The sequence below is a fragment of the Candidatus Pantoea communis genome, assembly GCF_011752685.1.
In the GTDB taxonomy this organism is placed as follows: Bacteria; Pseudomonadota; Gammaproteobacteria; order Enterobacterales; family Enterobacteriaceae; genus Pantoea; species Pantoea communis.
Genome location: NZ_VWXC01000030.1, coordinates 1 through 25,005 on the forward strand (window position 1 = coordinate 1; position 25,005 = coordinate 25,005).

General features: G+C 54.1%; 8 protein-coding genes and 2 pseudogenes. 6 read left to right on the forward strand and 4 right to left on the reverse strand.

Annotation, left to right across the window (positions count from 1 at the left end):
* The first annotated feature begins 5 nt into the window (after positions 1-5).
* Both F3J37_RS25650 and F3J37_RS25655 read left to right on the forward strand, forming a co-directional pair.
* Positions 6-92, forward strand: a complete 87-nt coding sequence (locus F3J37_RS25650) for an IS3 family transposase (protein WP_444505532.1) — start codon at positions 6-8, stop codon at positions 90-92.
* 114 nt (positions 93-206) lie between these two features.
* Positions 207-1,535: pseudogene (locus F3J37_RS25655) on the forward strand (autotransporter outer membrane beta-barrel domain-containing protein); the annotation flags it as partial.
* A 134-nt stretch (positions 1,536-1,669) separates the two neighbouring features.
* Here F3J37_RS25655 and F3J37_RS25660 read toward each other — a convergent pair.
* The 4 genes and pseudogenes from F3J37_RS25660 to F3J37_RS25675 all read right to left on the reverse strand — a co-directional run bounded on the left by F3J37_RS25660 (position 1,670) and on the right by F3J37_RS25675 (position 18,138).
* Positions 1,670-3,014 (reverse strand): annotated as a pseudogene (locus F3J37_RS25660) (ISNCY family transposase).
* A gap of 268 nt (positions 3,015-3,282) precedes the next feature.
* Positions 3,283-3,654 (reverse strand): ribonuclease toxin immunity protein CdiI, encoded by a 372-nt coding sequence (gene cdiI, locus F3J37_RS25665; RefSeq protein ID WP_369410696.1) that lies wholly within the window; start codon positions 3,652-3,654, stop codon positions 3,283-3,285.
* A 12-nt stretch (positions 3,655-3,666) separates the two neighbouring features.
* Positions 3,667-16,461: a hemagglutinin repeat-containing protein gene (locus F3J37_RS25670; protein ID WP_034830602.1), complete on the reverse strand. Its 12,795-nt coding sequence runs from the start codon at positions 16,459-16,461 to the stop codon at positions 3,667-3,669.
* Positions 16,462-16,473: 12 nt separating this feature from the next.
* Entirely contained in the window at positions 16,474-18,138 is a 1,665-nt protein-coding gene (locus F3J37_RS25675; protein ID WP_166936488.1) for a ShlB/FhaC/HecB family hemolysin secretion/activation protein, read from the reverse strand.
* 917 nt (positions 18,139-19,055) lie between these two features.
* On the opposite strand from F3J37_RS25675, the gene F3J37_RS25680 reads away from it, so the two are divergent.
* The 4 genes from F3J37_RS25680 (at position 19,056) to F3J37_RS25695 (ending at position 24,926) form a co-directional block, all read left to right on the forward strand.
* Positions 19,056-20,042 carry an AAA family ATPase gene (locus F3J37_RS25680; protein ID WP_034830633.1) on the forward strand — a complete coding sequence of 329 codons (987 nt, stop codon included), beginning with the start codon at positions 19,056-19,058 and terminating at the stop codon, positions 20,040-20,042.
* 22 nt (positions 20,043-20,064) lie between these two features.
* On the forward strand, positions 20,065-22,473 hold the full coding sequence (locus F3J37_RS25685; protein ID WP_034830595.1) for a S8 family peptidase: 2,409 nt from the start codon (positions 20,065-20,067) through the stop codon (positions 22,471-22,473).
* 510 nt (positions 22,474-22,983) lie between these two features.
* Positions 22,984-24,015, forward strand: coding sequence for a tyrosine-type recombinase/integrase (locus F3J37_RS25690; protein ID WP_034830594.1), 1,032 nt, complete (start codon positions 22,984-22,986; stop codon positions 24,013-24,015).
* Positions 24,016-24,152: 137 nt separating this feature from the next.
* Positions 24,153-24,926 (forward strand): nucleotidyltransferase domain-containing protein, encoded by a 774-nt coding sequence (locus tag F3J37_RS25695; protein WP_166936489.1) that lies wholly within the window; start codon positions 24,153-24,155, stop codon positions 24,924-24,926.
* The last annotated feature ends 79 nt before the right edge of the window (positions 24,927-25,005 follow it).

The window sequence follows — 25,005 nt, forward strand, 5'->3', positions numbered from 1 at the left end:
GTTACATCCGCTGGTACAATAGTCATCGGATCAAGCTGTCGCTGGGTGGAGTGAGCCCAGATATGTACCGGCAAAAACTGGGGTTAATATAATCAATCAGTCCAAGAAATCGTCCGCACCCCCAAAACGGTCAATAATCTTGGCGTTGACACGTTGCGCTTGATGACTCCTCCGCCTGGAATGTAACCGCCGACTCTGACGTAGCTAATCTGGCCTTGAATGGCGGAACCGTGCGATTTGCACCGTCTTCCGGCGACGGCTTTCGCACCCTGTCTCTCGGCACTATCGATGGCGGCGGCAGCTTCTACATGAACACCGACGCCGCAGGCATGCAGGGCGACTTTATCGACGTTGCCGGCAGCGCCAGCGGCAGCTATCTCCTGCACGTCGCCAATACCGGCGCCGAGCCCGCGCAGACCGAAGACGCGCTGCGCCTGGTACGCACCGGCGGCGGCGACGCCGGTTTTACCCTGAACGGCGGGCGGGTCGACATCGGCGCCTGGCAGTACACGCTGGTCCGGAATGGCAACGAATGGGATCTGGTTCAGGCCGGTACCGGACCTGCTCCTGATCCCGAACCGGAGCCAGACCCTGAACCGGGTCCGGAGCCTGAGCCCGGCCCGTCCACCTCTGCGTCCACCGACGCCGTGCTGAGCATGGCCTCCGCCCCCAGGTTCATGTTTTACGGCGAGCTCAGCAGCCTGAGCGCCCGCGCGCAGTCCGTCCGCGGTGGCCATCAGAGCGGCGTCTGGGGCACCTACCTGCATAACGGCGACCGGGTTCAGGGTGCCTTGCAGTCCGCTTACCGGCTGCAGCAGGACGGCCTGATGCTCGGCGCGGACGTCGCGCGCGACAACGCTCACGTCTCGCTGGTGACCGGCGCCTTCGTCAGCTCCTCGTCCGGTCGCGTGAAGCACGCCCACGGTGGAAAAAGTCGTATCGACGCCTGGGGTGGCGGTCTGTACGCTACCCAGCAGTCCGGCACGGGCTGGTACGCCGACGCGGTGCTGAAACTGAACCGCTTTGAGAACAGCCTGTCTGCACGCATGGGGGACGGCGCTGACGTCAGCGGAAGCTGGAACTCCTGGGGCTACGGGGGTTCGCTGGAGGCGGGTCGCCAGCTGCAGTACAGCGGCGGCCTGAGCCTGACCCCCTACGTGAGCCTCACCGGCTATCAGAACCAGTCCGGGCGCGTGGAGCTGAGCAACGGGATGACCGCCAGCACGTGCACCGGGCGCTCGGTGCGCGCCGAAGCCGGCGCCCGGGCGGCGGCCACGCTGAGCGCGGGCGGCGTGCCGGTCACGCCTTACCTGCGGGCCGCGCTGACGCAGGAGCTGGCAAAGGGCGGCACCGTGCGCATCAACGACCGCTATGACTTTGCCGACGACTTCGCCGGCAGTGGCGCGCGGGCGGGCGCGGGCGTCAGCGTATCGGTCACGCCTGCCGCGACGCTGTGGCTGGACGCGGGCTGGGCGCGCGGCGAGCGCAGCGAGTCGCCAGTCAGTGCCAGCACCGGCGTTAAAATCGTATTCTGACGGGATTTTTTTAGACAATACAGAATAGGCCACGGACTCAGTGGCGTCTTTGAATGGCCATGATAGAGAACTTTTCCTGAGTCATTTTTCCTCCCTCAGGCGCCGTGTCCGCGGAAGCGGGCAGGGTGCGGGCGTCAGCGTTTGAGGTCTGAGACAAAGCTCACCGGATTCACCAGCACCGGATTAATTGCCCTCAGCGCTTCAAGTGCACGCTCCTGAGCCAGCCGGCGCGGCATCTTTTTACTTCGTGAACGTTTCCCGGCCGCTTCCTGCTCATCCTGTTTTTCCTGCGCCAGGCGCAGTACGGCACCAAGGCGTTTGTTATCGACGATCTCACCCTGATCCACACAGGCCAGCTTGTCGAAAACCTGATAACTCAGCTCCCGCTGAGCATAGCGGAAGCAGATCCTGCCGTCAGGATATTCAAACACGGTGATTTTTTCACCTGCGATGCGGGTGTTCGCATCTGAAGGGTCGATAAGATAGAGCATTTTATCGTATTGAAAAGTCAGAGATTTTGATAACTTCCGCTGGTCCTGCCAGGCAAAGACATCGTCCAGTTCACCCGGTGACAGGCCTGAAGGACGATGCAGATCCTTCGGATACTTTGGCGGTCGCGAAAATCGGCGGTTAAAGTCATCGATAAAGCCGGTTACCCAGCGGTTCGCTTCGCTGATGGAGCTGATATTGTGCAGCCGCATCTCCTTGACCAGCCGGTCCTGCAGAGTCTGGTTCGCACGCTCAACGCGCCCCTTAGCCTGGCTGCTGTTGGCGCAGATCAGCTCAATGCTCAGATCGCGCAGCGCCCGGCCAAACTGCGTGGTGCCACTGCGGCGTGTCTCCGTTCCGTTAACGCGGAAAACGGCGTGCTTGTCACTGTAAAATGCGACGGGTTTTCCATGAACATCAATGTACTCACGCGTTGCCGTCATATAATCGAACGCAGACTCTGAATCACAGAAACGCAGGTGCATAAGGCGGCCGGTCGCATCGTCAACGTACACGAGAAGGCAGCACTTCGGCGCGCGGTCCTCAAACCAGGCATGGTGATCCGTCCAGCTGAACCAGTTCGCCGAGGCAGTCGCGCCGGTGTCTCGGCTGATAGATGTGTGCCTGTCTTCGTGAGTGAGGCCGCCAGAGCCCGTCTGAAATCATCCAGTTGCGGACAGTCTCAACGGAAACCGGAATGCCGTGTCGTTCGAGAAGCTTCTCGGTGGCCAGCGTTGGACCAAAATCCGCGTGGTGTTGCCGGATCAGATGCAAAGCGGCGCAGCGTAAATCTTCGGGAATGCGGTTGTTGCCGGGACGCCCGCGACGTTCTGATACAATCGACGCCGCGCCATGTTCACGATAACGCCGCAGAACGCGCTGAACCTGACGAACGGTGAGTTCGAGAAGGCGCGCAGCTTCACGCTGCAGCAGAGTGTGGTCGTGAACGCGCTGAATGATGCCGAGCCGGTATAGATCCTTATCTGTCATGGTCACCAACATAAAGTCTGCATCCTGAGCTGAGCCTGAGGAGATTTAAGATTAGTTCAGGGACGACATCTGTGAATTGTTCCGTACGACATTAGCGTTTTGGAGTAACAATATAAGTTCGCAAAATACTTATTATGTTAAATAACTTGTACGCACCTGTATGTTCTTCGCTAGGATGCTAATAGTCGAAAAATCTAGCCGGTGGCGGATAACTATTTTCGACTATCACCATTTTATAAAATCGCTATGAGTCGCTGGGATCCTTAACTTAAAAAGGTAGTTTTGCAAGCAAGCTGTTTACTTTTTGAGTATCGGCAGGATGCAGTTTTAAATACCGTTCACATGCCAGACGGACATATTGATCGCAGGCTTCTTCGCTCACAATGACTGTCTCCGCCTCCGAAGGCGGGTAACCTACAGCAAACTCTACACCCTCAAAATGTTCGCTTTCGTCGAAACTGTTCATGTCGGGAAAATTACAATAAGCCCCATCAGTGTTAAAACCAACCTGACCAACAATATGTTCGATAACTTCCAGAAAATTCCTGCTAGATGACATGATGTTGAAATAGCCTACAACAATCTCGTTCAGACCCGAGTCAACATCTGACATGTCGAATAAGTTTTTACTCATTTCCATCTATTAAATGCCTCAGTTTGGGTGGAAGTTGCGTACCCTACCCGTGGTTTTATCAACATATATCCTGAAGCTAACACCGCCTGATATAACATTTGCTGTACCATTCGGACTATTCATCGCTTCCTTAAAACCATTAGCAGCGGCCTGCTGCCCAAGATCTAGAATTTGTTGATCGGTAAATATCTTTGGGTCGTAAATGGTTTTGGTTTCCGGTGATGGTTTATATTCACCAGTCAAGCTCCCATCCCTATTCTTCGTGGGTATCAGATATTTCACCTCCGTAATGCCATTCACGCCCGTTGGAGTTTCACTGACTATCTTCACGTTATACTCTTTGGCTGCATCATAAAACGCATTCGCATTATGACCGCCTGAGATCCCGTTTTTCTGTGTAAATCCTTCGACAGTTGCCAGATGCTTTGGCTGATTAATGCTGAAATTTATACCCGATGGATAAACTACAACGTTCTCTGCCAGCGCGCTGAGTTTGCTCACGGCCGCCGAACCTATCACTGACGTCATCGATGCTGCAACGGTCTTCATACCATCATAGGTTTCGATGTAATTCTCAGCCGTGGCTTTGTCCACGCCAAGCTGAGCCATCGCATAATTCACCATTGCATCTTTGACCTGCTGTTGATTTTGGGCATCAACACTGGTGATATCAAGTAAGTTAACTATCGCGCCATAAGCATCAGCATACTGTTGGCTAGCCCTTGAGTTATAGTTGCCTGTCGTTTCGTACTCTGTTTTAGCTGCAATCACTTGCAATCTTGCATTAGCGCAACCTGAACTTGCGGCTTTACCATTACCGCAGGCATTGATGACTGCAAGATCGCGGCTTATATCCAACTCCATTAACTCAGCAACTTTTTTTTCAGCCGCTGCACGTTCCTCAGGATCCTTGCTGTTTTTAAGCTTTTGTTTTGCTATCTCCAGCTCTGACTTTTCATTTAAACTCAGATAATTGTTTACAACCTCTGTTTTGCCCGCGAATGCACCACTGCCTGCCCCTGTGCTGCCATCAATTGCTCCCCCAGCTGTAGCGCTCGCCAGAGTGACAATGTTAGCAATCAGCATTTTATCGTCTGAAGACAATTCAGAAGCATCCTTGCCGAATAGCAACTGGCTAAGTTTATTCTCGTAGCTGAGCAACCCAGCCGTCAGGCCGCCAGCAGCACCACCGATGCCGCTCCCACCCTGCGCTTTAGCAATCAGACCCGATGCCAGCGTATGCAGCAGTACACGCATTGGCTCATTACCCTGCGACACCTGCTTGACCAATTGCGCCATCAGTGGCGCGGCACCTGCCGCGATGGCCCCGCTGACGTTGCCGCCCGCCAGCCCGGCAAACAGTCCGCTGATGGCCTGCGCCGCAATCTGCAGGTCAGAACCGATGCCGTACTTCTCTTCAACTTTCTGATCAAAATCATCGAGCGTTTTTTTCTTATCCGCGTCTGAGAGTCCGTTGAACGCGGCATCGGTTTTAAGCTTCTCTCTCTCCTGCTCTTTCTCCTGCTTCTTGAGCGCGTCGAAGGTTTGCTGGATAGCCTGCTGCCCCAGAACCGCCATTTCCCGCTGAATGGCAAGACTGTCTTCCGCTTTCTGCGCATCAAACTTATCCTTCAGCGCATTCTCCGCTGCGGCAGTGTCGCGGCTGATTTGCGATACGTCCTGCTTCTGGGCATCCGGGTTGCGGATCTCAATCGTGCCCGGCGAGATGGCGCTGTATGTCGTTGAACTGGCGCTGTCTTTCGTCTGCTGCAGCGTACCCATGGGCGGCGAGTTGCCGCCCGACGGCTGGGGCTGCCCGGATTTCGGAATGTTGTTGATAAAGCTGTCAGACGCTGGCGTGGTGGTTTTTCCCATGCTGCCGCTGACGGCCACGCTGAAGCCATTGCCGCCTGAATTGGCGTGGTTTTCAATATCGGTCCAGCCGAGCGTACCGGTGCTGAGGTGGTTTTTGTCTGGCGTTGCGGAGGAGGCGATGACCGCGCCATCCAGCTGCGTATGGTTGCCGACGTAAATGTTGTAGCCACCGTCACCCGCGCTGATGCTGCTCTGCTGCTGTACAGAATCAAAATCGTTATAAATTTTGCTGCCGCTCATGCTGGCGCTGCCCTCCACCGGCACGCCCGCACAGATAGGCGGCACGCAGATGCTGGCGCTGAAGCCGGATGAGCTCTGATGACTGTCGTAGCTCGCACGATCCTGCTGGCTGGCAATCTCCAGGTTGCGGCCCGCATCGAGGTCAACGTGATGACCGTTGAGGTTCGCGCCTTTCAGCGTGACGTCCTGACCGGCTTTCACCGTCAGGTCGCCCGCTGCGTTCACTTCACTGTTGTGGTGAGTAATGCTGCTGCCGTTGCCGTTTGCACTGTTCTGGCTGGCGGCCAGCTCAATGGAGAAGCCGTTCTGGCTGCCGCCGAGGCCAAAGCCCACGCCGACGCCATACTTGCTGCCGCCGCTGCTCGATTTCTGGCTGCTGCTGTCTGTGGCGCTGCTCAGAGCGATATCGCGGCCCGCACTCAGGGAGACGTTATCACCGCTGATTTTGACGCCTTCGCCGGTGATGTCCTGCTTCGCCGTGACCGCTACGTCGCCGCCCGCTTCGAGTACGCTGCCGCTCTGCTGCGTGCTGCTCTGCTCCACGGACTGATGGCTGCTGCCTGCGGTGGCGCTGACCGTGACTTTGACGGCGGCGGTGTTCTGGGTATAAGCCGACAGCGCGGTCATGGCCGCCTGCGCGGCATAAATCGCCTGCAGACGTGGATCGTCACTCTGTTTGTGCGACTGAGCGAGCTTGTCTGCCGCCTGTGCCATGCTCACGCCGTAGCCGGAGACCTGCGCGGTGATGCCATACTGCGAGGATTTACTGCTGCTGCTGGCGTCGTGCGTATCTTTCGCCGGGTCGAGGTGGATGTTTTCGCCATTGACGTTCAGCGCGTTTCCGGCATAAACGTCTGCGCCCTGCAGGTTGACGTCTTTAGCCGCATTAACGGTCACGTTACCCAGCGTACTGACGATGCCGCTGCGCACGGTGTTCTGCTGCGTGCCCGCGCTGGCGTTTTTCCAGCTGTTGTGGCCCACGCCCACCGTGCCGCTGTAGCCGTCGCCGCCCAGATCGCCAATAGCATGATCTGACCCGCTGGCCGACGCCTGCTGGCGGTCTTCCCCCGCGACGACGCTGACGTTACCCTGCTCCGCGTTTAGCGAGACGCCGGTGGTGCCGGTCAGCGTTGAGCCGGTAATCGCGATGTCGCCTTTGTGGCTGGTCACGTCAACGCTGCCAGCGGTAATCGATGACGTGTGCTGTGTGAGTATGCTGCTGTCGCCGCTCATCTGGCTGTTTTTTGAGCCGTAGTTGGTGCCCGCCGAACCGTTGTTCGGTGAACCGCCGCCGCTGCGCGCCAGCGCACCTATTGAGGCGGAGGTCGTCGCCGACCAGTTCTTGCTGCTACTGCTGCTGGCCGCCTTCTGACTGTCGGCGGCGCTGGTGATGTCGATATTGCGCGTGGCGTCCAGCGAGGCTTTACCGCCAGCGTTCAGGCTGCTGCCTTCGACCAGAATGTTGCCGGTGGCCGTATCCGCATCGCCACGGGCCTTCAGCGTCAGGTTGCCGGTAGCATTCAGCGTGCTGCCACTCTGATAGACGCTTTCAGTGTTCTGGCTGGCTTTGCTGTCTGAACGACCATAGGTCAGACCCGGTGCGGGTGAATCCAGCGCGCTGGCGCCAAACTCGTTACCCACCTGCTTGACCTGGTCGTACACAGAGCTGGTGTTGCTCATGATGTCGCGCAGGTTGCGCACCGTGTCCAGCGGCCCCAGGTTCAGGCTCAGGCCAAACCCGCTGCTTTTTGACTCCTGTTTCGCGGTTTCGCGTACCTGATCCTGACCCGCCACGATGGCGATGTTCTTCGCCGTTACGCTGATGTCGCCGTTCTGACCGCCTGCGACCACGTCACTGCCCTTAATCAGCGCGTTGTTGCCTGCCGTCAGGGTCACCGCACCGTTGCCTGCGCCCACCAGGCTGCGCGCATCGCTCTGCGTGACCTGCTCGCCGTTGCGCTCGCTTTTCGCCGACTGTTTGCCGTAGCTGAGACCGAGGCCGCCGCCCATCAGCCCGCTTTTCTTCACCTCTTTCAGGCTGTAGGTAGAATCGGTGTTGGTGGCGGTAACGATATTCAGGTCATGGCCTGCGCTGAGTGCGACGCCTTTGTCACCGGCGATTGAAGAACCCTGTACGGTGAGGTCATTGCCCGCAATCACGGAGACCGTGTTTCCGCTCAGCTGCGAGGCCTTTTCGCGGGTGACGCTGTCTTCCTGAATGGTGTGCGTAGTGGTCTTTTTGAGGAAACCTTTTTTGGTTTTGGTCTCTTCGCGGTACGCATAGTCGCTTTCGGTCGCGGTGGTGAGATCCACGTTACGACCGGCTTTCAGAGACAGGTCCTGGTCAGCTGTGATGTTACTGGCCTGGCTGATGATGTCGCGACCAGCCGTAAGGGAAGTGCTGCCCTTGCCAGTGATTTCAGTACCCTGCTGGCGCGCAGTTTCGTTGATAATGATTTTATTGCTGCTGCGTTCGCTGTTGCCGGAACGATTCTCTTCTGCAACGAGGCTAATGTCACGACCAGCATGCAGTCCGATATTCCCCTCAGCCACCAGGGCTGCCGCCTGGCTTGTCAGATCCTGCCCGGCATTTAATGTCAGATTGCCGCCGCTGGACACCATCGTGGGCGCTGCAATGGAGCTATGACTTTCTTTATTGCCGATTTGATCATGGGCGCTGGACTGCTGAGATTTTAAATCGAGGTCATTCCCCGCCTTCAGCGACATGTCCTTGCCTGAATTAAGCTGCCCTGACTCGACTGAAAGGTTTTTGCCTGCATTAATCGTTAATGCCGAACCTGCGGATAGCGTACTGCCTACCGCTGCGGTGCTGGCGTTATCACGATTGCGGTTTTTAAAGTTACTGTTGACAGTATTCGCGCCGAGCCAGACATCATTCACTGCCTGAATTTTCAGGTCATTGTCAGCCTTTAGCAGAGAGGCTGTGTTGAGCAGGCTGTCACCAGCCACCAGAGAGAGATTACCTGTAGAGGTAATGGCTGCCTGATTTCCCTGCTCTGTAATGGCGTATTTACTCCAGATTGAGTTATTGCTGGTATTGGAGGTGTTCGTCAGGTTAATAATATTTCCACCGACGCTTTCAAGTGCCACCTGCTTGCCACTTATGGTTGAGCCAATGTTATTGATATTTCCCAGGGCACTCAGGTTTAAGCCTTCGCCCGCCGTAATCAGGCTGCTGTTAATATTCTCAATTTGTGTCTGACTGGTCAGCGCGACATTCTGTGTCGCGGCAATGGTGCTGCCGTTATTGCGGATATTGTCTGCCGTCAGTGTGACGTTATTGCCTGCAATCACGCTGCCGTTGGCCACGGTGGCATCTTTAGGTGACAGGTAAAGTTTCGGCACCATCACCGTCTGGCCATTTATCGTCGCTTGCTCCCACCACAGTATGCTGTGATCGAGTGCAGCTATCTGTTCAGCATTCAGAGATATACCGAACTCTAATCCCAGAGATTGCTGTGCTTTCGCTGCGTTATCCATCAGATAGGACATCTGTTCCAGATCGGAACCCATACCGTTGATATAGTGGTTCCCGGTCTGGCTCAATAGCGCATTGCTGACATAACGGGTATCAAACGCCGCATCGCCAAGAAAGCGATAATCCTGCTCCGGTTTGAGCTGCAAACGATCCAGCAAATAAGAAGACCCAAGGAATTGACCGGCATCGGTATAGGCGCTTCGCGTCTCAGCCGGAGCGGCTGAAGGCTGGCGATGAAGCAGGGTATTGAGATCGCTAAACAGGGTCTGATCGAGATTTCCCAAGCCATTTAGTTTCGGGTTAACGGTGATCAAATAGGGGCTGGAAGGATCCTGCGACACCGTAAAGTAGCCATTCTGCGTTTCCGGAATCGGATAGGCGCTGGTATCGACTTTCTGCCCCTCGGGAAGTCTTCCGGGCTGCGGTATAAATGCATCGTCTGAGTTACCAACCAGAGTAATTTTTTTGCCGCCGGTTTGCAGGGCTACCGTTTTGTCAGTAATGGTATTCAGCCCCCTGACCGCTGTATCAGACGACACAAGGGCTCCTCCGCCATTCACGGTTTGCACCGCACGTGAAACCTGGTCGATCCAGTCAGGGCTGCCCACGGCGACGGCTGAGGCTTGCTCAAGACCAAGACGTTGCAACCCATTGCTGAACTCAGCGTGAGCCAGACTGGCTATCGCTGGTGCGTTAAGCGTTGGCGTAATGGTGCCACGAACATCGCTCGATTCACTGTTATTAACGACAGAGGTAAAATTAGCGCTGACGTTGCCATTCGCCTGAATAACACCGCGAATCGCGGTGGTGCCTTCAGTTCGATAACTATCTGTAGCGGTAAAGTTGATTGTATCAACAAATAAATCTGGGTCAGGATAAAGCGTGTTGCTGTAAGAGTAACCGGGCACGCCTGTTGGCATATTTTTATATGTGGCTACCGCATCATTGACCGGGTCCAGCGTATAGGTTCTGTAAACCGTCTGACTGCCTGAAAGATAAGATTGGTTATTTAATGTTGTTCCTGAAAGAGATAAAGATTTCCCTGCCAGCAAATAACTACCCAGGTTATCTAATGTCTGCGCTGTGCCTGATAAATTTCCTCCAGCACTTATTCTTCCGGCCGTTCCCGACGTTACCGTTGATGAGTTCACGCGGGATACCGCGACTTCAGTTTGAGTTACACCCTCGCGCAGATCCGCAATCGTGCCGTCAAGAACGCGATTTTGATCGCCAATGATTCTAAAACCAAAATTCAGAAATCTGACCTGGTCCGGGGAAAAAAACGTATAAGGAATCGCATAGGTGCCTGGTTGAGGTGAGGTGAAGCTGTTAGCCAGATTTTCTGTAGTGGTTGTACCGGGCTGAATTGACAGCCACTGGTTGGTCAAATGGCGCGTGTTTAACAGTATGTCACCAGACGTTGTTTCAATTGTGCCCGAGGTGTTGATGATTTCAGCGGTCTGATTTCCCGCTGCATCTTTCTGCATCAGGAGATTATTGCCAGCAAGGATATTACCCTGCTGGTTTCGGATGCTGTTGGCAAAAAGATACAGATTCTGCCCGGCATACAGCAGCGCGGTGTTCACAATGCTGCCCGGTGAGGTGATGGTGAGATTGCCGCTCGTACCGGTAAAGCCATTCAGCGCCACATCGCTGCGGCTGGTCAGCACAACATTGCCTCCCCCCTGCAGTGTGCCTGCGCCGTTCATCGTGATGCGATTGCCGCTCAGGCTGCTGTCGCCGATGCCGGTGGTGAGCTGCCCATTGTTCGACAGATCGCCGCTTGCGTTCAGTGTCAGTGCCTGCCCCTGTAACGTGCCCTGGTTGTCAATCGCACCATTGCTGCTGATGCTGAGACGGCCGCCTGCGGCCAGCGTGTTGCGGGTGGTAAAGCCGTTAATCAGTTTCAGCGTCGCGTCGCCCAGCGCCACCACCTGTCCAAGCTGATCAAATCCCGTGCTTTCCAGCAGCAGATTGCCGCCGCTGAACAGCTTACCCGCGGCCAGCTGGGTCACATTTGTCGCTTTGACATTCAGCTGACTGGCGCCGAGCAGCGTGCCGCTGTTGGTGAGTTGCGCATAGTTCACCGCCAGGTTCCCGCCCTGCGCGGTGCCCTGGTTCTGCAGGCTGTTGCCGGTGAGTGTCGCCTGCTGGTCTGCCATCAGCGTGCCGCTGTTGCTGGCGCTGGCCGCGTTGAGGACCAGCTGAGAAGCCTGCAGCCAGCCGCTGTTGACCAGCTGTGGCGCGTTCAGCGTGAGATCCGCCGAAGAGAGTAACTTGCCGCTGTTGCTGGCCAGGCCGCTGGTGGTAATACGGCTGGTGGCACCCTGGATCACGCCGTAGTTATAGAGTTCGGGCGCGGTCAGCGTCAGGCCGTTCTGACTGAGCAACGTGCCGCTGGCGTTATTGGTGAGGCGTCCGCCGGCGTTGAGCTGCAGGCTGCTGTCGCCCTGCATGCGCCCGCTGTTGGTGACGCCGTCGCTGCTGAGTAACAGATCCTTACCCTGCATGCGGCCCGCGTTATCCACGGTGGCTGCATGCACGTCCAGCGTGCCACCGCTCAGCAGCACCGCGTTTTGCTGCTGCGTCAGCGCGCCCGTCAGGGTGGTGGTCAGGCCTTCAACGCCCGAAATCTCACCGCTGTTGTTCAGCGTCGTACCCTGCAACGTGAGGTTGCGGGCAATCCACTGCCCCTGGTTTATGAAACTCAGGGCATTGAGCGCGGCGGTGCCATTGGCGGAGATTTTGCTGCCCGCGTCAGAGGTGAGCGTGTCGCTCAGATTCAGCTGCAGGTCGCCGGCGCTCTGAATGGCACCGCCGTTGGCGAGGCTTGTGGCATCCAGCAGGATCTGCTGTCCCTGCCAGGTGCCGTTATTCGTCACGGCGTCACCGCTGATGTGCAGCGTGCCCTGCGTCAGCAGCTGGCCGCCAGCATTGTTCATCAGCACGCGCGCGGGCTGAGCCTGAACGGCAAGCAGGCGGAACCCCTGGATGGGTGCCGGGCCGAGAGTGAGTGACTTCAGGCCAATCAGGCTGCCCTGATTGGTGACGCTGGCGGGGCGGATGGCGAGCGCATCACCCTGTACCGTACCGCTGTTGTTAAGCGAACTGCCGCTGAGCGTGACGCCTTTTTCTGCCAGCAGTTTGCCGCTGTTATTCAGATTCTGCGCGCCAATCTGCGCTGCGCCCTGAGACAGCAGCCCACCCTGATTATTTAGCTCCCCGCTGACCGATGCCGTGAGGTCAGCGCCGCTCAGCAGCGATCCCTGATGCTGCCAGCTTCCCGCACTGACATTGACGCCCTCACCCTGCAGCGTACCGGAAGTCTCCAGCGTGCCGGCATTCAGCTGCAGCGCTCCCCCGGTCAGAGTCTGACCACCCGCTGACTGAACCAGACGGTCAGATGCCTGCGCATCAAGCGCCGTCGTGCCCTGCCACAGCCCCTGATTACTCAGCGAATCCCCGCGAAGCGTGAGGCTGTCCGCCATTATCTTTCCGCTGTTCGTCAGGCTGCCGGCTGATATGCTGGCATCTCCAGCGGACAGCAGGCTGCCGTTGTTGTCCAGCAGTGTGTCCGAGGTGCCGCTCAGGGAACCGGTGCCGTTGATGGTGCCGCTGCTGGACAGTGAGGTGAAGTGATAGCCAAGGTTTTTGCCCTGCCACACGCCTGCGTTACTGGCCGTCCCTCCCTTCAGGGAGAGTTCGCCACCGCTGACAAGCTGCCCGTGAAGCAGGTTATCGAACTGGGCAAACTCTGCGCTTAGCAGCGCGTCACCCTGCAGCAGGCCCTGGTTCTGCAGCTTCGCGCCAGAGGTTTTGATCTGCTGTGCGGCAACGGTTCCTGCGTTATTCAGGGTGTTGACCTGAAGATCGGCCTGCTGCTGTGCCAGCAGCAACCCGCCCGCACTGTTGTCCAGCGCCCCGTCCAGGTCCACGTTCAGATTGCTTGCCGTGATGCGACCGCTGTTGCTGACGTTGTGTCCGGTCAGACTCAGGTCGCCTGTCACCTGCAGCAGGCCGGCGTTGGTGAGCGTGACGGGTGCAAGGGAGAGCGAATCACCGGTGATCAGCTCGCCGGTGGCGGTATTCGTAATGTCCGCGCTGCTGAGCGAGAGCGCGCTGTTGCCCTGAAGCAGGCCTGAGTTAGTCAGCCGGGGTGCCATGAGGGTCAGGCGGTCTGCTGCCAGCGTCCCGCTGTTACTGAGCTGGTTGCTGAGCAGGTTCATCGCCTGTTCGCTTATCAGCTTTCCGCTGTTATCCAGCGCACCACTGACACTCGCACTGAGCCCGGAATCCGCACGCGCGCTGCCGGCGTTCTGCCAGCTTTCCAGTTTCAGGTCGAGCTGATCCGCCTGGATGCTGCCCTGGTTGTTCAGCGATGAGCCCTGCACGTCTGCCTTGCCGGCCGTCAGTAATTGCCCGTTGCCTTTATTGACGAGCGTATCGCCCTGCAGCGTCAGGGCATTGGTCCCCTGCATCAGCCCGCTGTTGACCAGATCCCCCTGCAGCGTCAGCGCCTGTGCAAGCAGCCAGCCGCTGTTGTCGGTGCTCCCCGTTATCCCGATGTGCTGCTGGCCCAGTATCTTGCCGCTGTTAGTTAACGTGCCGGCAGTAATCGTTGCATCCCCTTCACTCAGCGCATTGCCGCTGTTCTGCCAGTCGCCTGCGGTCAGGTCAAGCTGCTGACCCTGCATCTGACCGCGGTTATCCAGCCGATCCTGCTTCAGCGTCAGCTGACCGCCGCTCAGCACGGTTCCGCTGTTGGTCAGCTGCTGTCCTGTCACCTGCAGCGACTGTTTGCCCTGCAGCGTGCCGCTGTTCTCCACGGTGTTGCTGCTGATAGCAAGCTGGCCGGCGGCTATCTGCCCGGCATTGGAAAGACTGCCGTTTTTCAGCTGCACGGCGTTATCCGCCAGCAGCAGGCCACCCTGCTGATTGCTGAGAGTGTCGTTGTCTGCCGTGATATCAGTGGCGCTGATTTCTCCGGCGTTGGTCAGCGTGCCGCCGCTCAGGTTCAGGGCCGTACCGCTGGAAATCAGCCCGGCGTTGTTCAGCTCCGGCAGATCGAGCCCGAAACTGTTATCAGAGCTGACGGTGCCGTCGGCCAGGTTCGTGAGGCGCTGACCGCTGAAGCGGAGCGCCGTCGTCCCCTGAATCAGGCCGCTGTTGTCGGTTTCACCGCTGCTGAGCTGCAGCGCCTGCTGGCTGAATAGGCTGCCGGTGTTGTTCAGGCTGCCTGTTGTTAACGTCCCTTCCGCCAGGCTCAGCACCTTTCCGCTGTTCAGCCAGTTGCCTGCACTGACATTCATCAGCCGGCCCTGAAGTGAACCCGCGTTATTAAGCCCGGCGGTATCCAGCGTCAGCTGGTCTTCACTGAGTACGGTCCCGGTGTTAGTCAGCTGCCGGCTTTGCGTCTGCAGCGTCTGTTTTGCCTGCAGCGTGCCGCTGTTACTGATGGTGTCGCTGTTGAGGGTCAGCCCGACGGCGGACATTTTCCCCTCGTTGGTGAGCTGCTGGTTGTTCAGCTGCAACGCCTGCCCGGCGAGCAGCGAGCCGCCCGACTGATTCAGCACCACCGCGTTAAACACGCTGAGGTCTGCCGCGTTAATTTCTCCCGCGTTAATCAGCCTGTCGCCGCTTAGCGTCAGCGTGGTGCCGCTGCTGATGAGGCCGCTGTTACTGAGAACCGGCAGGTTGAGCGTGAAGGCATTATTGGAACTGAGGGTGCCGCCGCTGAAATTGTTCAGGCTGCTGCCGCTGAAGCTCAACGCACTGGTGCCCTGCAGCATGCCGCTGTTATCGGTCTGAGCGCTGCTGATATCCAGCACAGGCGCAGAGAACACGCCCTGATTGAGAAGGCTGTCGCTCACCGTCGTCAGGCTGCGGGTCGCGGCGACGCTCGCGCCCTTACTGTTCTGTAACGTACCCGCTTTGACGCTGATGGTACTCGCGGCCAGCGCGCCGCTGTTGTTCAGCTGGCGGGTATCGGCGGAAAGGCTGTCAGCTGCGGTGAACTGACCGCCGTTGCTGATGTGGTTCTGAGCCTGAAGCTGAATGCTGCTGCCGGCGTTGGCGCGGGTGGATTGATCCGCAGTCAGAGTCACCCCGCTCAGCCGGATGTCACGACCCGCCGTCAGGCTGGTGCCGCCGGTGGTCAGGTTGCCCTTCGCCGTCACGGCGATCCCGGCATCGCTGAGCAGGGTTCCCTTACCCAGCGAGGCATCCTGCTGTGCACTGACGTTGATTTGCCCGGTGGCTTTGTTATCACCGTTCAGCGCAACCGATGCGCCATTCGCCGTCAATGCGCCGCTGCTCAGGCTGTTACTGAGCGTCAGTTTACCGTTCGCATCCAGCTGAATATCGCCCTGCTTCGCGGCCAGGTTGCCCAGGTTCACTCCCACGCCCTTCTCGCTCGACACCAGATGGATGCGGTTGGCGTACATGCCGCCCAGCGCACCTGTATCGACCGCCACCGACGGCACCGCGCCCTCGCCGGCTATCGGTGTGACTGAACCGTTCGCGCCCACGCGGTTGGCCCCCACGGTGACAGACAGATCTTTCGCGTGGATCCCGGCGTTGATCTCGGTGGCGCGCGCGACGATCGACACCGCGTCGGCGCCGCTGCCGTCCAGCCCCTTACCTTCAACGGTGACCGAGCCCTTGGTGACTTCCAGCGAAGAGAGGTTGCCGTTTGCATCCAGCTGCGGCTTCCCGGTGGTCAGCGTGACGTTCGGCGTGTTGATAAAGCCGCAGCCGTTACAGGTAATGCCGTAAGGGTTTGCCACCATCACGTTGGCCGCTTTGCCCGCCACCTCGGTATAGCCCTGCAGCTGAGAGCGGTTCGCGCCCGTCACTTCGTTAATGATCGCCTGCGCTTCGTGCCCGGCTTTCAGGTTGGGGTTGTTCTGGATCAGGCCGCCGAGCTGTGTCTGATTGAGCTGACCAGTGGCATTGTTGAGGATCAGCCCTTCCTGGCCGACGTTGTACTGCTGGTACTGGTTGTGCGAGACGCCGGCTGCGTTAGGCGTGGCGATGTTGACCACCGGCACGCCGTTGCCCGCCGCATCCATCTTCGTGCCGGGCGTCACAGGGGTGATTTGTGCGGCGACGACCGGCAGCATGGGCTGCACCGCCACCAGATAACAGATGAGATAGCTCAGCGCGCGACGGGCGAGGGAAACGGGTTGACGATCGTCCATAATCTTTGCCTCTTAGAAAACCAGCCCGACGCGGGCGTAAATGCTGACGTGATCCGGCTGCAGATGACCGGGATAGCTGAACGGAATACCCACGGTGTACTGGGTAAAGAAATAGCGACTGCGGGTGCTGATGCCCACCGCGCTGCCCCACAGCGTGCCGGTGGACTCGCGGTTCTGCGCGTCGATCTTCAGCCAGCCGCCGTCGACGGCGGCCAGCGCGCTGACCTCGCCCATCACCGGCAGCGTGAACAGGCTGTAGTCCAGTTCGTTGCGCAGGTAGCCACCGGCATCGCCGGAGAGGTACTGCTCCTTAAAGCCGCGCACCGAGCTTTCGCCGCCAAGCGTCAGGCGCTCGCTGCCGTAGAGCCGATCCGGCGACCACTGGCCGTAAACGCTGCTGAGCCACCACAGGCTGTTCGTCAGCGGACGCTGGAAGCTGGCGCTGAGGCTCCACTTGCGGAACTGCGCTTTCGGCAGGTCGCCGCTTTTGCCGTCATCGCTTTCGGCATCAAACCACGGCATGCCGCGGCTGAAGGCCGGATTGAGCGTGGCCACGCCGCCGAAGATTTTCTGCGTGTGGTTGAGGCCGAACTGCAGGCTGGTGATTTTGCGGCTGCTGCTGGTGAGCAGCGTGTTATTCAGGAAGTTGTGGCTGGTGTAGTGGTTCAGGCCGAATTGGACGCCGGTTTTGATGTCCCCGTTGCGGAACAGTACCCAGGAGCCGTTCAGGCGGTGCGCGACGTTGTCACCGTTGCTGAGCCAGGTGAAATCATTGTTGATGAAGCTGCTGTGATAGCTGCTCCAGCTGTAGCTGTAGTCGATCAGGCCGTAGCCGTACGGCACGCTGACGCCCGCCTGCAGGCTCTGCGCGTCGCGCCACTGGCTGAAGGCGCTGCTGCGCGCGCCGCTGATAAACCAGCGGTCGGCGAGGCCCAGCAGGTTGTTGCCGGTGAGCGAGGCGTTCAGCTGGCCCACGCCAGTGCTCTTCTGTCCGCTGTTATCAAAGCCCAGCGAAGCGCTGAGCGGAAACTCCGGTTTTGCCGTGAGGTTCACGACGGAATATCCCGCTTTAGGCGACGGCTGAATTTCAATCTGCACCGGCGTTGAGCGTACGCGGTTAATCTGCTCCATGCCCTGCTCAATATCGCGCAGGTTAAGCATCTTCCCTTCCAGGCCGGGAAACGCCATTAACAGCGCGCGCGGGTGCTGCCCGTCGAGGCGTATTTCGTCGAGCTTCCCTTCCAGCACCGGAATAACCAGCTCACCGGAGGATAAATCCTGTTCGGTTAAAAACGCGCGGCTGGTAATATAGCCGCGCTGCATATACCAGTCTGAAATGGCGTGGACCAGCGAATTAATTTCCGTTAAGTTCAGGCAGCGGTCAATATAGGGCGCAGTGATATTCTGCTGTTGGCTCTGTGAGAGTAAAGACGCATTGCGGATGACGATATGATGGACGGGGAAACACGGACTGGATGCACTTAAACCGCCATCCGGTGCGGCCTGCGGGGCGACAGCGTTCCACAGCGCATCGCGCTGGTTCTGGTCCTGCTGCAGACGCTGTTGCTGCTGATTCTGGATGTAATCGCGGTCGCCCGGATTTAACGGTGCCGCTATTGCTGAAGCAGTTAATAAGCTGACGCTCAGCGCCAGTAACTTCCCTGTATGTGCCATCATAAAGACTTAAGTGAAATTGATTGTAAATTTTTTGTAAGCTTGTTTGTGCAGAATATCACCTAAACAATCAGAAAGTTCCTGATGGCGCTATAAAACGAGAATGGGATTTATATTTAACTTAGTGAAGGGTTATTTGTCTGATTAACTCAAATATAAAGTTGATGGTTTTAGGTTGCAGACAAGAGGAAATATTTATTTGTATTATTTGTATCGTTCTGATTAGCAACTGCACTGAAATAAAGCGCGCAGCGTGTCTGATTGATTAGTAATAGCGTAGCGTAAGCATCTCTGAGAACAGCAAATTGAGTCCCTCACGTGCCCGTCGGAAGGTATCCGTTCTTCAGGCCGGCAGGCTTTTGGGCTTCGCCTGAGATGGGATTTTTAGCGGTTACCGCTGTATCGAAGTGATGAATTGTCGGGGAGCGCGCGAGTGCCGGTGCATGCATACGCACACCTCTTCTCGTGAGCAACGTTATTGCTAGCTTTTTAAACAGCGTCTGGCATTTAGTGGTCACTTACGGCCGGAAGGCACTCAAAATGGCGGGCTGTTCAGCTTCGCTAGGACACGAAGTTCAGAACATCATAATTATGTTAAATAAGGTGTTCAATGAGTTTCAGAACCTGTTCTAAGTTTTACCCATCTTTAATACATGCATTTATCTGTATCAATCAGTTTATCCCTTACACTTCTCCCCCTTTGCTAGTTCTGGAGAGCGAAATGTTAGTTTGGTAACTGCTTAAACTCTAAGCTATGTAACGTTATGATTTTAATGATTATTTTTTAATAAACTTAAATCGACTTTAGGTTTATAATAATAACAGTTTCTCTTTTGCTACCCTAGTTGATTAATTTCTCTTCGGTAAAAGGAGTTATCGCATACTTCTTGAAAAAGTATGGACTTAATCTGGGGGAGCAAATGGCAAACGGAAAAATTCTAAGACAACTTTTTAAAGCTGGAACCGTTGGGGATCCAGATGCTTTTCGTCGAGCTTCAGAGGCAATAATTGAGGAAGAACGTCAGAAGCAGCACCATTTATTAGCAAACGATCTTGAGAAAATTTTATATGGTGGCGGTAGCATTCAAGATAATAAAGTCAAAAGACCTCTGCTGACTTATGATATTCCTATAGATAAAGAACGAGGGCTACCACTATTAGACATTCGTCATCCTAGTCGCTCACTAGATGAGATTATACTGCCGGAGTCAAGTATTTCGATGATTGAGGAATTACTTGAAGAACACCGAAGAGTGGATATATTACGTAGCTTTGGTATAAAGCCATCGGGTAAAGTGATATTTTTTGGCCCACCTGGTTGTGGTAAAACACTTGCTGCCGAAGTTATAGCCTTCGAATTAGATAAGCCATTGGCTATTGTAAGACTTGATGTTTTAGTTTCTTCCTTTTTAGGTGAGACGGCAGCAAACCTTAGAAAAGTTTTTGATTTCATAGCTTCTAATAACTTTGTGGTTTTATTTGATGAGTTTGATGCCATAGGAAAAGAAAGAAATGATAATTCTGAGCATGGTGAGTTGCGTCGTGTAGTTAATGCAGTTCTTCAGATGATGGACTCGTACGATGGGTTGAGTTTAATTCTTGCTGCCACTAATCATGAAACTATTCTTGATTCAGCAATATGGCGCCGTTTCGACGATTCGATAGAGTTTCCACTACCAGATAGACAAATTCTAAATTCGCTTTTGAAACTTAAGCTCCGGGGCGTAAGACGCCAGTTTGAAACTGACGATACAGAATTACTGGATTCTTTAGAAGGTAAAAGCGGTTCTGATATTGAAAGAGTTGTGCGTCGAGCTGTAAAAAGAATGATCTTAAAAGGACAAGAATTTTTAACAATTAAAGAAATTCGAAGTGCCTTAAAAAGAGAAAACTCTCGTAATATTTAAATATAATCAAGGATGAAAAAAATTGCCAACATACAATCATCTAAGCTATTTTAGAGAAGAAATAGATAACCGGCGCCGTTCTAAAACTCCACCACGCTTCGCTAAGCAAGATGACTTAGTGGGACATGGGCAAAAGCTTAATGCTTATTTTGCGAAGGCAGTATCGGTCGCAAAACAACAGGTAAAATCATCATCTGATTCCCCTTACGTTTTAAAGCTGCAGTATGATGGCGCCATGACTTTTGATAATTTGAAAGCTCATGGCTTAGAATTTATAAGCCAAGAAAGTAATCAAGTTTGCATCGTCTTTGCTACAGAGCAAGGATTAGCTACCTTCCAAGATCATATTGAAAAACTAGGTTTTTCTGATAAATCATTTACTTATAAACAGATCTTAGAAGCAATTGAAACTATTGAGAATTGGAACTGCGAAGACCGTAAAAGTTGGGCAATAAAGAACTATGGTCTACCTACTGAAGAGTTTTTCCAACTCGACGTTGAACTATGGCCGATTGATGTAATGAACCACCCATCAAGATTAAAATTATGTGGTAATTTTGAAAAATGGTTAGAATCCAACAATATTAAAAAAATTGACAGGATCAATCTTGATAGTCTATTGATGTTTCGGATAGAAATTAATTTTAGTCAAGTTGACCTAATTCTAAATCATTGTGACGTCAGATACGTTGATCTTCTCCCTGCCACAGGAATCAACTTTCCTCAACTGAATAGAGACATTACCGAACTTCCTCATTACATCCCTTCCCCGCCCCCTCACTCCTCTAAAATTTGTATTTTGGATAGTGGGATTAATACAAACCATCCGCTATTGAGATCTTCAATTGCTGAAAGTCAATCATTTATAAATGGAGAAGATGAGTTCGATGATGTTGGCCATGGGACTGCAGTTGCGGGGATAGCTTTGTATGGTGATGTTGAAAACTGTGATTCTAGCAACTACTGGAATCCTGAGGTTTGGATTTACAATGGGAAAATAATGCGTAAATGCCCATTTACCGGTAATGCAATTTACGATTCCGGTACATTGGAAAAAACCTTGAGTGATGCAGTCGAATACTTTTATGGTCAAGGGTGCAGAATATTTAATTTGTCGATTGGAAATTTAAACTCACCATATGATGGTAAGCACGTTAAAGGATTAGCATATATAATAGATGTTCTCGCAAGAAAATTTAATGTTCTTTTTGTAGTATCAACTGGTAACTTTCATGGGTCAGATGATCCTGCAGTTCCGACAGAAAGCTGGCGAGATGAATACCCTGATTATTTACTTAATCAAGCAAGCACACTTATTGATCCTGCACCTGCTCTTAATGCTTTAACTGTTGGAAGCATCGCCAAGCATAATGCAACTTTCGATAGTCAACGTTATTCTGAAATACATCAGTTATCTCCTGCCTCAGAGAATCAGCCTTCACCGTTTACACGGCATGGCCCATCAGTTAAAGGTGCATTAAAACCAGAGTTAGTAGCAGCAGGTGGGAATCTTGCGAGTCCAATGCGACATGAAGGTAATCAGTGGAAATCTGATATGAGGGGGCTTGGAGTTTTAACTCTTAATAACAAATTCCAAGGTAACACTCTATTTAAAGAAATTTGTGGGACAAGCTTTTCAGCACCTTATATTTCTCATTTGGCCGGTAGGCTTCTCAATATTTATCCAGATGCATCTGCAAATACATTAAGGGCACTTTTAGTAAACCATTCTTTCATGAACAATGCGGTTTCTGAAACATTTCCAGATGCTATGAAAACTGCTTATAAGGAAAATAAAGAGACTTATAATAGAGAAATTGCTCGTGATGTAGCTGGCTACGGTTGCGTTAGTGAAAGTGATTTATTTAAATCATCTGACCATTGCGTTGTTTTAATGAGTGAAGAGGTAATTGAAAATGACACCTGTCAATTCTTTGAACTCCCTTTACCTCCAGATTTTTTACGTTCTAAACGTTCAACCAGAGAGTTGACTGTAACATTGGCACACTCACCGGCTGTACGTACAACACGTATTGATTATACTGCTACTCAAATTTATTACAGATTAGTAAAAGGATTGTCTCTGGAAGAGGTTCAGAAGTCGTTCGATCATAAAAATCAGAAGGAACAAAAGTCAAGAAACGACGACAGCACTAACAATCGTGAAATTTCTGCCCAGCTTCGAAGTAAAGGTACAGTTCAAAGCTCCAGATGGAAATTTAAGCAGTTGAATCCTAAGTACAAATGGTTTGTGGTAGTTACCAGGCAGGATAGAGAATGGATTCATCAAGACGTCAAAGATAATGAAAAATATTCTCTGGTTATAACTGTGTCTGATCGAGAAAATGAACATGCTAAATTGTTTACAGAAATTAAGAATTTAGTTGACCAGAAAGTTAAAGTTCGAGAAGAAATACGTCAGAGAGCTTAGATTTTCACTCGCCTCATTTATCAGATTTAATTATTAAGTGAGGCATTTATTAAATTAATTGCCAAATACATCCTTACGTTGTCGAAACTACATTATGAATAATTTTACAATTGAAAATCCCTTTTTTAACTCTTTATTAGAGCCCAATATATATCATTAAGTTTTAACTACGCTCAACTTCATATAATTGGCGTTTTATGAACTTTGCAGATCTTGCCATTACTTTTTGACCCGACGCGTACTCCGGATCCTAGCCTTATATAATAAAGCTTATATAAGTCCAGACAAACCCTAAAAACCCCTGTATCATGCGGATCCGGGCCGGATCCTGAGCTCAACGGCCATTTATACGATACGGCTAGAACCGAACGCTGCGCAGCTGAGCGGGGCCGGTCGCTGGCGGTTAAAACTCCGGCATCGCTACGTGAAATCTGGCGGGCATTTGCCCTGCTCTTTCTTCAGAATTCACGTAGCGATGCCGTCATCAAAACGGGCAAATACTGAGCAGACATGAACGATATATCCGGTTTTACCGGCGTGGCCCTCTGCGGCAGCGCCGGTGACGATCTCACCGCGAAGCTGGCCGCCTTTGTCCGGCACCGCGAGGCTTTCTCACCTAATACGTGGCGCCAGCTTCTGAGCGTGATGCGGATCTGCTGGCGCTGGTCGCAGGAAAACAGCCGTTCATTTCTGCCGATGTCGCCGGAGGACATGCAGGACTACCTGTTTCACCTCCAGGCCATCGGACGGTCAACCTCGACCATCTCGGTGCACGCCGCGCTGATGTCAATGTTACACCGTAACGCCGGGCTGGTGCCGCCAACGGTATCGCCTGACGTAGTGCGTGCTAAAAAGAAAATTAATCGTACGGCCATCGTTTCCGGCGAGCGCACCGGGCAGGCGGTCCCCTTCTGCCGGCCGGACCTGAATCGCCTCGATGCGGCATGGAAGCATTCACCCCGGCTTCAGCACCTGCGGGACCTCGCCTTCATGCACGTGGCTTACGGTACGTTGCTGCGTATGAGTGAGCTGTCCCGTCTGCGGGTGCGTGACATTACCCGGTCGGCCGACGGTCGCATTATCCTCGACGTCGGCTGGACCAAGACCATTCTCCAGTCCGGCGGCATCGTCAAGGCGCTCAGTTCACGCTCATCTGAGCGGCTGATGGAATGGATAAACGCCGCCGGTCTGGCGGGTGAACCCGATGCGGTACTCTTCTGCCCGGTACACCGGTCTAACAAAATTACGTCAGTATCTGAAGTGCCCATGAGTGCGCCCTGCCTGGAAGATATCTGGCGCCGCGCAAGACATCAGGCGGGTGCAAAAACACCCCTGAAAACGAACAAGGGACGCTATTCCAGCTGGAGTGGTCACAGCGCGCGCGTCGGGGCCGCGCAGGATATGGCCAGAAAGGGCATTTCGATCGCTCAGATCATGCAGGAAGGCACCTGGACTCAGACCCAGACGGTTATGCGGTATATCCGTATGGTCGAAGCTCATAGAGGCGCAATGGTAGCGCTCATGGAAAATGATGATGATTAGCAGGATACCTTCTGCACAGGCCTGACTGAACCTGTATGCCGTATGCTCTGAATGAAATTTTTCGATGCGGCTGGTAATATTCGTCTTCCGTTACTGGCTTCAGCTAAGGATGTCGTTAACAGCACGAAGGAGAAAGAATGGCGGTTGATAAAAACGGATACATCACCGAACCTGCCTTCAGCGGCTTTCAGCCTGCTTTCGCCCCAGTGGTTTCTGACGTGGTGCAGAAGCTGAGTTCAGACATGCCTGACCAGATCCACAGCATATATGTGTATGGCAGCCTGGCTGAGGGCACAGGCAGGGAGGCGTTATCCGACCTGGATCTTACGGTGATATTCACGCGGGAACTTGATGACCTTACTGCAGCCAAAATGCAGGTTGTTAAGGCAGAACTGGAACAGCAATATTCAGTCATCAGTAAAATTGATATCGACCCGGGCGTGTTGGATGAGGTGATGCTGCCTGCCAGTGCGAATCGCTGGGGCTACTGGCTGAAACATCACTGCGTCTGCGTGTATGGTGAAGACCTGCGAGAACGCTTTAAACCTTTCAGACCTTCCAGGGACATTGCCGTCGCCGTTAACGGTGATTTTCTCATCGTGCTGAATGGCTATATTTCTCTTATGAAGCCCTCACTGGAGCCTTTGCAACGACATGCGCTACAGCGGGCGGCAGCACGTAAGGCCATTCGTTCGACGAGCATTCTGAGAGACGACAATGATTCGGGCTGGCCGGCAACGCTTGAAGAGCATTGCGCAAAATTTAATGATCGGTATCCAGCTCTTGCGGAAGAAATGGACTACCTGCTGAGTGTCAGCCAGCGGCCGCGAGGCGATATCATGACTTTTGCCAGCAGGATTTCGACATTCGCTTACTGGCTGAATGCTGAATACAGCACGCGATGTCAGTAATCACCATTCGCTGGCTCCCTTTTAAGCGCACACTTTCCTTCCAACGCGGAAGAACGTCTGGCTGACGGACTACAGGAAC

Bases quoted from the DNA above. Each gene is read 5' to 3' on its own strand.
- cdiI (WP_369410696.1), bottom strand. From the start codon at position 3,654: ATGGAAATGAGTAAAAACTTATTCGACATGTCAGATGTTGACTCGGGT.
- F3J37_RS25670 (WP_034830602.1), bottom strand. From the start codon at position 16,461: ATGGACGATCGTCAACCCGTTTCCCTCGCCCGTCGCGCGCTGAGCTAT.
- F3J37_RS25675 (WP_166936488.1), bottom strand. From the start codon at position 18,138: ATGATGGCACATACAGGGAAGTTACTGGCGCTGAGCGTCAGCTTATTA.
- F3J37_RS25680 (WP_034830633.1), top strand. From the start codon at position 19,056: ATGGCAAACGGAAAAATTCTAAGACAACTTTTTAAAGCTGGAACCGTT.
- F3J37_RS25690 (WP_034830594.1), top strand. From the start codon at position 22,984: ATGAACGATATATCCGGTTTTACCGGCGTGGCCCTCTGCGGCAGCGCC.
- F3J37_RS25695 (WP_166936489.1), top strand. From the start codon at position 24,153: ATGGCGGTTGATAAAAACGGATACATCACCGAACCTGCCTTCAGCGGC.